Raw genomic sequence first — 10488 nt, 5'->3', positions numbered from 1 at the left:
GATCGCTGTCGGGTGGCAATCAGCAGAAGGTCGTCATCGGCAAGATGCTGACGACCAACCCCAAGGTCATCCTCCTCGACGAGCCGAGCCGCGGCATCGATGTTGGCGCCAAGGCCGAGGTCTTCCGCTTGTTGAGCGAACGCGCCGCTCAAGGGCTTGCGGTAATCTTCTCGACCTCTGAGGTCAACGAATGCCTCAGCATTGCCCACCGCATCGTCGTCATGCGGCGTGGCAGGATTTCAGCTGAATTCGGCGCCAACGCCACCAAAGAGCAGATCATGGCCGCCTCCGGCGAAGCCGTGGTCGCCTGATCACCAGAATTTCGGAGCCCAGACCCATGACCGACGTCAGCCAGGCCAGAAAACAGTCCAGTCCAAGCGCGAGCGAAGGCTTCGATCTCGCCAAGTTGCTGCTCGAGGGCCGTGCCTTCTTTGCCCTGATCGTCATCATCGTCGTCTTCTCGATCCTGTCGCCCTACTACCTCTCGGTGGCGAACTTCCTGACCATGGCTTCGCATGTCGCCATCTTCGGAATCCTCGCGATCGGCATGCTGCTCGTCATCCTCAATGGCGGCATCGATCTGTCGGTGGGGTCGACGCTAGGCTTGGCCGGCGTCGTTGCCGGATTCCTGATGCAAGGGGTGACGCTGACCTGGCTGGGCGTCGTTCTCTATCCGCCAGTCTGGGTGGTCGCGGTGCTGGCCTGCATGCTGGGCGCGGTCGTCGGGCTGATCAACGGCGTGCTCATCGCGCGCTTCAAGGTTCCGGCGTTCGTCGCCACGCTCGGCGTCATGTACATGGCGCGTGGCCTGGCACTGCTGATGACCAGCGGCCTGACCTATAACAATCTCGGCGGCAAGCCGGAGCTCGGAAACACCGGCTTCGATGCGCTTGGCTTCAACCGCTTGTTCGGCGTGCCGACGGGCGTCGTGGTTCTCGCGATTATCGCGCTCATCGGCAGCATCGTCCTGAACCGCACCGCTTTCGGGCGCTGGCTCTACGCCTCGGGCGGCAATGAACGCGCGGCCGAACTCTCCGGCGTTCCGGTCAAGACCGTGCAGATTTCCGTCTATGTGCTGTCGGGTATCTGTGCCGCTATTGCCGGCCTGATCCTGTCCTCGCAGTTGACGTCGGCTGGACCGACCGCCGGCACCACCTACGAACTGACGGCCATCGCGGCCGTCGTCATCGGCGGCGCGGCACTGACCGGCGGCCGCGGCAACATCCGCGGAACCCTGCTCGGGGCCTTCGTCATCGGCTTCCTGTCCGACGGTCTGGTGATCATCGGCATCTCATCCTACTGGCAGACAGTGTTCACGGGCGCGGTCATCGTGCTCGCCGTGCTCCTCAATGCCGTTCAGTATCGCCGCCGTAGCAAGCTCCCAAGCGCGACAGGTGGCCAACCGACTTCTCAGAAACGGGGGAAGGCCGAACCGGCCAATCCTGCCCAAGGGAAGACTGCCAGGTGAACTGGCAGCAACACCGCGTAATCATTGGAGGAATGTACATGAAAACCATGCTGAAAAGTCTGCTCGCCGCCGCGATGGTCGTTGGGTTCACGGCCGCCGCGTCAGCCGCGGGCCTGATCTCGATCATCGTCAACGATCCGGCCAACCCCTACTGGCTGACTGAGGGCAACGTCGCCAAGGCCGAGGCCGAGAAGCTTGGCTACACGGCCAATGTCGGCGCCCACAAGGGCGATACCAATACCGAAAGCAATTTGATCGACACCGCCATCACCAACAAGTCGGTGGCGATCATCCTCGATCCGGCCAACGCCGACGGCTCTGTCGGTGCGGTGAAGAAGGCGATTGCAGCCAACATCCCGGTGTTCCTCGTCAATGCCGAGATCAATCAGGAAGGCCTCGCCAAGGGTCAGCTCGTTTCCAACAACGCGCAAGGCGCTGCTCTCGGTGCCCAGCAGTGGGTGCAGGCCGTCGGCGAAAAGGGCAAATATGTCGAACTGCTCGGCGCCCCGTCTGACAACAACGCCGCTACGCGCTCGAACGGTTACGCGACTGTGCTGAGCCAGTACCCGGATCTCGAAAAGGCTGCTTCGCAGGTCGCCAACTGGGATCGTACCCAGGGCCACGACAAGATGCAGAGCATGCTGCAGGCCAATCCCGACATCATCGCCGTGATCAGCGGCAATGACGAGATGGCGCTTGGCGCGGTTGCGGCGCTGAAGGAAGCCGGCAAGCTCGCCGGCATCAAGGTCGGCGGCTTCGACGGCTCCCCGGATGCGGTTGCGGCGATCAAGTCCGGCGAACTGCAGTACACCGTGCTTCAGCCGGTCGCCATCTTCTCGGCCAAGGCCGTGCAGCAGGCGGATTCGTTCATCAAGACCGGAGCCACCGGCGCGGCGACCGAGAAGCAGCTGTTCGATTGCCTTCTCATCACCAAGGACAATGTCGACAAGTACACCGCTCCCTTCGTCCTGTCGGAATGAAACCTGCACAGGGGGTGTCCTAGCGGGCACTCCCTGCCTCTTCTACGAAATGACTGCCCTCGTGAACCGCCTTCGCAACCAATCGGAATTTGCGGCATGAAAGACCTGCTGATCGGCATCGACGCGGGAACGTCGGTGATCAAATCGATCGCTTTCGACCTGTCCGGGCGGCAGCTCGCCATGACGTCGGTGCCCAACAGCTTCGTCACGCTGGAAGGCGGCGGCGCCGAGCAGGACCTCGACCAGACCTGGCGCGACATGGCGCGGACCGTTCGCGATCTCGCGGCCAAGGTTCCCGACCTCGCGCAACGAACCGCGGCGGTTGCTATCACCGGGCAGGGCGACGGAACCTGGCTGATCGATGGCGAGGGCTTGCCTGTCTCGCGCGCCTGGCTGTGGCTCGATGCCCGCGCCGGACATCTGGTCGACGAGATGCGCGCCGATCCCCGGGATCGCAGGCGGTTCGAGCTGACCGGCACGGGCCTGAATTCCTGCCAGCAAGGCGCCCAGCTTGCCTTCATGAAAAAGAACCATCCCAGCATGCTGGAGCGGGCGGCGACCGCCCTGCATTGCAAGGATTGGCTCTACTTCAAGATGACAGGCGAACGCGCCACGGATCCCTCCGAGGGAACCTTCACCTTCGGCGATTTTCGGTCGCGCAACTATTCCGACGAAGCCCTCGACATCCTGGATCTGACGACGCATCGCCGCCTGTTGCCTCCCATGCTCGAAGGCACCACCGACCATCATCCGCTATCGCGATCGGCGGCGGCAGAGACCGGCCTGCTGGAAGGCACCCCCGTGGTGCTGGGTTACGTCGATATGGTCATGACGGCGCTCGGAGCCGGCCTCTATGATCCCTCGGGCAATGTCGGCTGCACGGTCATCGGCTCGACCGGCATACACACGCGCTTCGCAGCCACGCCCGACGATGTCGTGCTGAACGACGATGGCTCCGGCTACACGATCGCCATGCCTATTCCGGGCGCCTTTGCACAATTGCAGTCCAACATGGCGGCGACGCTCAACATAGACTGGGTGCTTGGCCTTGCGCGCGACGTGCTCGCCACGGCTGGCGGCAAGCCTTCTCATGACGAGTTGCTGAAGGCCCTCGACGCTTGGGTGGAAGCATCGGAGCCTGGTTTGCTGATCTACCAGCCCTACATATCGCTGGCCGGTGAAAGAGGACCGTTCGTCGATCCTGACGCACGCGCTGGCTTCATCGGCCTTTCGGTCAAGCACGGGTTTGGCGATCTGGCACGCGGCGTCCTCGAGGGACTGGCCTTCGCCGCACGCGATTGCTACCAGGCGATGGGCGCCGTGCCGGGCGAAATCCGCCTGTCGGGCGGCGCCGCGCGCAGCCCGTCCCTACGCCGCATCATCGCAGCGGCGACAAGGGCACAGGTGCGCACCAGCAGTCGCCAGGAAGCCGGCGCGGCAGGCGCCGCGATGATGGCCGCGGTCGGCCTCGGCGTCTATGGCTCGATGGAAGACTGCGCCGCCGAATGGGTGACGCCGCTTCTCGGCGACTGCGATGCCTATGACGAGGCGCTTTCGCAAACCTACGATGCCCTCTTCCCTTCCTTCGTTGCAGCGCGTCAGGCGCTTCGGCCGGTGTGGAAGGGCATGGCGCACCGCACAGGAGCAGGATCTTGAGCAATACAACAGATGTCGTCGATCTCTTCGTGATCGGCGGCGGCGTCAATGGAGCCGGCATAGCGCGTGATGCGGCAGGTCGCGGGCTGTCCGTCATCCTGTGCGAAAAGGACGATCTCGCACAAGGCACGAGCTCGCGCTCCGGCAAGCTGGTGCATGGCGGCCTGCGCTACCTCGAATATTATGAATTCCGGCTGGTTCGCGAAGCACTGATCGAACGCGAGGTGCTGCTCGAGGCGGCGCCGCACATCATCTGGCCGATGCGCTTCGTTCTTCCGCACAGCCCGCAAGACAGGCCGGCATGGCTGGTCCGGCTCGGGCTGTTTCTCTACGACCACCTTGGCGGCCGTAAACGCCTGCCGGGGACAAGAACACTGAACCTCAAGACTGCGCCGGAAGGCGCGCCAATCAAGGACGAGTTCAAGCGCGGTTTCGAATACTCCGACTGCTGGGTCGACGATGCGCGCCTGGTGCTGCTCAACGCCCTGGATGCCCGGCAGCGCGGTGCCAGAGTGCTCACGCGCACCGCCTGTGTCGCGGCCCGCCGCGAAAACGGACTGTGGTCGATCGACATGCAGGATGGTCGCACGGGTGCGGTGACGAAGGTCCGGGCGCGGGCGCTGGTCAACGCGGCAGGCCCCTGGGTCAACGACATTGTCAGCCGCGTCGCCGGCCAGAATTCCACCCGCAATGTTCGTCTGGTGAAGGGCAGCCATATCGTCGTGCCCAAATTCTGGGAGGGGCGGCAAGCCTATCTCATTCAGAACAACGACAAGCGGGTGATCTTCGTCAATCCGTATGAGAACGATCTGGCGCTGATTGGCACCACCGACATTCCCTACGAAGGCAGGCCCGAGGAAGTGGTCGCCGAGGCCAGCGAAGTCGACTATCTGATCAAGGTGGTCAATCGCTATTTCAAGCGGCAGCTGACGCCACAGGACGTGGTCTACAGTTTCTCGGGCGTGCGTCCGCTCTATGACGACAATGCCGACAATCCAAGCGCGGTGACGCGCGACTATATTTTCGAACTCGACGCCTCCAATGGCAACGCACCGCTGCTTTCGGTGTTCGGCGGCAAGATCACCACCTTCCGCAAGCTGTCGGAACACGCGCTGGAAAAGATCCAGCCGTTTTTTCCGACGATGAAGAAAGCCTGGACAGCCAAAATTCCCTTGCCGGGAGGCGACCTGCCCAATGCGGACTTCGAGCAGTTCCTGAGCGATCTGCATTCCGAGTTTTCATGGCTCAGCCCGTCGCTGGTGAAGCATTACGCGCGAAGCTATGGCACCCGCGCCAGGCAATTGCTCGCTGGCGCACAGCGCGAGGCGGATCTCGGCCACCGCTTCGGTCCCGACCTGTATGAGCGGGAGGCAAGGTTCCTGGCCGAGACCGAATGGGCCGGCACATCAGCCGATATTCTGGAACGCCGCACCAAACATGGCCTGCATCTCGATGCGGCCGAGCGGAAAGCATTCGAAGACTGGTTCGATAACATCATGGCGACGGCAGACTGATGGCCTTCACGCTTTCCCTCAACACCAATCCACTGGTCAACCGTTTCGCCGATCCGGACGATCTGATCGACGCGATCGCCTATGGCATCGGCATCCGCGACGTGCAGCTGACGCATGAATTCGTCAATCCGGGCTGGCCAGCGGCGACGATTGCCAAATTCCTGCGCCTGTTCAACAGCGCCTTGGCGCGGACCGGTGTCAGGATCACCTCCGGCATGACCGGACCCTACGGCCGGCTCAACCATTTCGGCCATCCGGATGCGGATGTCCGGCGCTACTATGTCGACTGGTTCAAGACCTTCGCCGACATTTCCGCGGAACTCGGTGCGTCGGGCATGGGCACGCAGTTCGCCATCTTCACCCACAAGGACTTTGACGATCCGCAACGGCGGGCGGCACTGCTCGATATCGCGCTCGAATGCTGGCGCGAGGTGGCCGAGCACGCCAAGGCGGCGGGTCTGTCCTATCTGTTCTGGGAGCCGATGTCGGTCGGCCGCGAGTTCGGCCACACGATCGAAAGCTGCGCCACGCTGCAAGGCGCCATCGATGCGGCGAAGCTGCCCATACCGATGAAGATGATGGTGGATATCGACCATGGCGACGTGACCTCGGCCGATCCTGCCGATACCGATCCCTATGCTTGGGCGAAAGCGTTTCCATTGCAATCGCCGATCATCCACATCAAGCAGTCGTCGATGAATAAGGGCGGGCACTGGCCGTTCACATCAGCCTACAACAAGGATGGCCGCATAGTGCCGCAGAAGCTGCTGGACGCGGTTCGGCAGGGCGGTGGAACCGACAATGAAATTTGCCTTGAACTTTCCTTCAGGGAGAGGGAACCAGTCGACCATCAGGTTATCGAGATGATCCGCGAGTCGGTGGATTTCTGGGCCCCTCATATCGACAGCGGTCGCGACAGTCTCAAGCCCCGGACCTGAGCGAATACGTCGCCCGAAAGCCGGCTTCGGCCGCAAAAGTATCGAAGGAGAAGAAGAATGGCCCCATATTGGGTCGGCACGAGCTGGAAGATGAACAAGACGCTGTCGGAGGCGTTGCAGTTCGCCGATGCGCTGGCGGCCTTTGTGCCCGATTTCGATCTGGCAATACAGCCCTTCGTCATTCCGCCGTTCACCGCAGCGCGCCAGGTCAAGGCCGCGCTGGCCAACACCCGCGTCAAGATCGGTGCCCAGAACATGCATTGGGCCGATGCTGGCGCCTGGACGGGGGAGATCTCGCCGGTGATGTTGAAAGATTGCGGGCTGGATGTAATCGAACTCGGCCATAGCGAGCGCCGCGAGCATTTCGGCGAGACCGATGCGACTGTGGGACTGAAAACGGCGGCCGCTGTCAGGCACGGTTTCGTGCCGCTGATCTGCGTCGGCGAGACGCTGGCTGAGCGTGAATCAGGCCGCGCCGAGGCGGTGCTGACGGCACAGGTTCTCGGCGCGCTGCAAGAGCTGAGCGGCGATCAACTGAAGGCGGAAATCCTCTTTGCCTACGAGCCCGTCTGGGCAATCGGCGAGAAGGGCATTCCCGCAAGCGCCGACTATGCCGACAAACAGCAACAGCTGATCAAGAAGGTTGCCGCCGACCGGCTGCCGATTGCTCCACCTGTGCTTTATGGTGGCAGCGTCAATCCAGGCAACGCGGCCGAACTCATCGGCCAGCCGCATATCGATGGCCTGTTCATCGGCCGCTCGGCGTGGCAAGCGGAAGGCTATATCGACATTCTGAAAAAGGCGTCGGCCGCCATCGCGCGCTGACTGCCAAAAGACCTAGCAAAGGAGTTCATCATCATGAAGATCGCACTCGGAGCCGACAGTGCCGGAAAGCCGCTGCTCGACGTCATCGCCAAGCATCTCGCCACCAAACCCGAACTGCAGGTCGTCGACCTCAGCCAGGCCGGATTCTACGCCGACATCGCCGCCTCGGTAGGCCACGAAATCCTGGACGGCAATTACGACCGGGCCATCCTGTTTTGCGGCACCGGCATTGGCGTCAGCATCTCCGCCAACAAGGTGCCGGGCATTCGCGCCGCATTGACCCACGACACCTATTCCGCTGAGCGCGCCGCCAAGTCCAACAACGCCCAGATCATCACTATGGGCGCCCGCGTCATCGGTCCCGAACTGGCGAAATCGATCGCCGACGCATGGTTAGCCTCGGAGTTCGATCCGAATGGCCCCTCCGCCACAAACGTGCAGGCCATCGACAAGCTCGACGCCAAGCGCTGAAAAACGCGGGGAACCCGTTACTGAGTTAACTGGTCAAGGCGACCCGCATCGCCTCGATCATGGTTACGGCGGAGGCGGCGCCCGGGTCCATGTGGCCAAGCGAGCGTTCGCCGAGGCGCGATGCCCGGCCTTTCGTGGCGACCATCGACTTAGTCGCCTCCGCGCCTGCGTTTGCCGCTTGTGCAGCAGCTTCGAGACTGCCCGCCAGATCCTTGCCGGAGGTCAGCGCTTCGCCCGCTGCCTGCGCAGCCGGCGCCCATGCATCGATCATCGTCTTTTCGCCAGGCTCGGCCTTGCCGCGATCCTGAATGCCCTTGGCCATGGACTGAAACAGGGCGACCACGTCCGAATCGTCGAGCGTCGTCTTGCCCTTGACGGCTGCCGCGCCCCGCATGAACGCGGTCGCATAGAGCGGCCCGGAGGAGGCTCCGACGGCATTCAGGAACGATTTGGCAGCGGTGTTCAGCAAGGTGGTCGGGTCGGTTGCCTCTGCATCCAGTGCGGCGACGGCATCGCGTGCAGCGGAAAATCCAAGCTCCATCGCGATGCCGTGGTCGGCGTCGCCGATAACCCCGTCAAGCGCGCACAGTCGGTCCCGGTCGGCGGACATGGCGGTTGCGATCGCCGCGAACATCGCGACAAGGTGGGCGGTGTCGATTGTCGTCATGTCTTAGTCCTTGCCACAGAAGTGGGTTTAGCCGGCGCGAAACATGGCGCAGTCGCAGGGGTGGTCCAGCATCGTCTGCAACTCGCCGTCCAGCCGATGCAGAGTGATCGAGGCCCCTGCCATTTCGAGCGAGGTGCAGTAATTGCCGACCCAGCTTGCGTGTATGGACACACCGATCTCGTCGAGCCTCTGCTTCACGCGCCGGTTCATGATGTAGAGTTCCATCAGCGGCGTTGAGCCCAGCGAATTGACGAGCACCGCGACCTTGTCGCCGCGCGTAGGCGCCATCTCGTCGAGGATCCTGTCCAGCATCTCGTCGGTGATCTCGTCGGCTGTTTTCAACTTTTCGCGCGCGATGCCCGGCTCGCCATGGATGCCCATGCCGATCTCCATCTCGTCCGGCCCGATCTCGAAATTCGGCCGGCGGGTCTGCGGCAGCGAACAGGGCGACAGCGCCACGCCCATGGTGAAGGTGTGGTCGTTGGCCTTGCCGGCGATGCGCTCGCATTCGTCGAAGGACAGCATCCGGTCGCAGGCGGCACCGGCCGCCTTGAAGATGAAGAAATTGCCGGCGACGCCGCGCCTCTTGTGCCGCTGGTCGCGCGGTGCCGAGGCGACGTCGTCGGTGCTCAGCACCGTGCGCACCTCGATGTCGTCCATGGCGGCCATCTCGGCCGCCATGTCGAAATTCATCACGTCGCCGGCATAGTTGCCGTACATGAACAGCACGCCGGCGCCGCCGCTGACTGCCTTTGCGCATTCGAGGATCGGGTCCGGCGGTGGCGAGGCGAAGACATTGCCGATGGCCGCCGCATCGGCCAATCCCTTGCCGACGAAGCCAAGAAAGCTCGGCTCGTGGCCCGAGCCGCCGCCAATGACGAGGCCCACCTTGCCCTGGCGCGGTCCGTCGCAGGCGATGATGGAGCGAGGACTGCCGTCCACGCTTTTGAGATGGCGGGGATGCGCTGCCAGGATGCCTTCCAGCATCTCGTCGACGGCGCGGTTGCCGGCATTGATGATCTTCTTGGTCTGCACCCGGCATCCTCCCGATTTCGGCATTTTCGCAGATAATACCGGGTGTTACCGGGATTTCCACCCGGCAAGGAGCATTTCGTGCGCAGAGGTGTTCCCGCAGGCTATCACCTGGACGTAGGCGTTAGTTGTTTCAACCGCCGAGGCCGTCGCGGATGGCTGAGAAATAGCGATCAGTTCCGACCTGGCCGCCCTTGAGCGCGACCTCCAGTCCGTCGATCGCCTTGACGCGCGCGTGAGCAACGCAGAGCGGCGAGCCCGGCGAAGCGGGCAGCGGCATGCGGATTGTCAGGGCATCGACACCCATTTCGCCGAGTGCATGGCTCGACGTGTCGCCGCCGGCAATGACCACGCGCCGCAGGCTCTGTTCGATCGTCAGGCCGCGAAGGATTTCTCCGAGTCCGCGGCCAAGCCTGTGGCGGGCGCCTTCCTGCCGGTCGATTTCGGCGCCCCTGTCGGCATCGGGGCCAAGCGCGGTGTAGAGGATGACGCTGCGCCCGGCTTGCAGACTGGCACGGCCGCTTGCCGTTGCGCGCGCGATCGCCTGCTGCGAAGCCTCCGAAACCAGTTCGACTGGATCGACCTCGATGCCGTCGAAACCGTCGGTCAGGGCATGCTGGATCTGCCGTTCGGTGGTCGGCGAGCAACTTCCCGACACGACGGCTATCCGCTCGGCTGCGCCCGGTGGCGTGAAGCCATGTCCGGCGCTGACGATGCCATTCGACGCCCATTCGGCCAGCAACGCATACTCGACCCCTGACGAGCCGACGACAAAAGAACCGCCGGGCTTGCGAACGCGCCACAGCTCCTTGCCGGCCAGAGCCTGCGTTTCCAGATTGTCGACATCGACAAGCACGATGGGGGTGCCGTTTCCGGTCAGCCGATCGAACGCCGCCGACCGCGACGCGGACTGCAGCGTCGCAAGGTCGACCAGCCC

The 10488-nt window shown here is 63.2% G+C and carries 11 protein-coding genes; 8 read left to right on the top strand and 3 right to left on the bottom strand.

The window, feature by feature from the left end:
* From EN750_RS06170 to EN750_RS06135, 8 genes are all read left to right on the top strand, one after another.
* On the top strand, positions 1-311 hold a 311-nt coding region (locus EN750_RS06170), incomplete at its 5' end, for an ATP-binding cassette domain-containing protein (RefSeq protein WP_145967451.1).
* A gap of 26 nt (positions 312-337) precedes the next feature.
* The gene (locus EN750_RS06165; RefSeq protein ID WP_127395901.1) at positions 338-1468 is read left to right on the top strand and encodes an ABC transporter permease; all 1131 of its coding nucleotides are present in this window, start codon (positions 338-340) and stop codon (positions 1466-1468) included.
* Positions 1469-1500: 32 nt separating this feature from the next.
* Complete coding sequence (locus EN750_RS06160) at positions 1501-2448, top strand: D-ribose ABC transporter substrate-binding protein (RefSeq protein WP_023756738.1); 948 nt, start codon at positions 1501-1503, stop codon at positions 2446-2448.
* 96 nt (positions 2449-2544) lie between these two features.
* Positions 2545-4104, top strand: a complete 1560-nt coding sequence (locus tag EN750_RS06155) for an FGGY-family carbohydrate kinase (RefSeq protein ID WP_127395900.1) — start codon at positions 2545-2547, stop codon at positions 4102-4104.
* Positions 4101-5618, top strand: a complete 1518-nt coding sequence (locus tag EN750_RS06150; protein WP_127395899.1) for a glycerol-3-phosphate dehydrogenase — start codon at positions 4101-4103, stop codon at positions 5616-5618. Before EN750_RS06155 ends, EN750_RS06150 begins: the two co-directional genes overlap by 4 nt.
* On the top strand, positions 5618-6556 hold the full coding sequence (locus tag EN750_RS06145; RefSeq protein ID WP_127395898.1) for a TIM barrel protein: 939 nt from the start codon (positions 5618-5620) through the stop codon (positions 6554-6556). Before EN750_RS06150 ends, EN750_RS06145 begins: the two co-directional genes overlap by 1 nt.
* A 57-nt stretch (positions 6557-6613) precedes the next feature.
* The gene (locus tag EN750_RS06140) at positions 6614-7381 is read left to right on the top strand and encodes a triose-phosphate isomerase (protein WP_127395897.1); all 768 of its coding nucleotides are present in this window, start codon (positions 6614-6616) and stop codon (positions 7379-7381) included.
* A 33-nt stretch (positions 7382-7414) separates the two neighbouring features.
* A complete protein-coding gene (locus EN750_RS06135) occupies positions 7415-7852 on the top strand; it encodes an RpiB/LacA/LacB family sugar-phosphate isomerase (RefSeq protein WP_013533067.1) in 438 nt (145 codons plus the stop codon).
* Between the two features lie 25 nt (positions 7853-7877).
* Here EN750_RS06135 and dhaL read toward each other — a convergent pair whose 3' ends face one another.
* The 3 genes from dhaL to EN750_RS06120 form a co-directional block, all read right to left on the bottom strand.
* Complete coding sequence (gene dhaL, locus EN750_RS06130; RefSeq protein ID WP_127395896.1) at positions 7878-8519, bottom strand: dihydroxyacetone kinase subunit DhaL; 642 nt, start codon at positions 8517-8519, stop codon at positions 7878-7880.
* 27 nt (positions 8520-8546) lie between these two features.
* Complete coding sequence (locus tag EN750_RS06125) at positions 8547-9554, bottom strand: dihydroxyacetone kinase subunit DhaK (protein WP_127395895.1); 1008 nt, start codon at positions 9552-9554, stop codon at positions 8547-8549.
* Between the two features lie 130 nt (positions 9555-9684).
* Positions 9685-10488, bottom strand: an 804-nt coding sequence (locus tag EN750_RS06120) for a nucleotide-binding domain containing protein (protein WP_145967450.1), incomplete at its 5' end; no start/stop codon positions are given.

The organism is Mesorhizobium sp. M7A.F.Ca.ET.027.03.2.1 (assembly GCF_003999175.1).
GTDB lineage: Bacteria > Pseudomonadota > Alphaproteobacteria > Rhizobiales > Rhizobiaceae > Mesorhizobium.
This window is presented reverse-complemented; position numbering and strand designations above follow the sequence as displayed.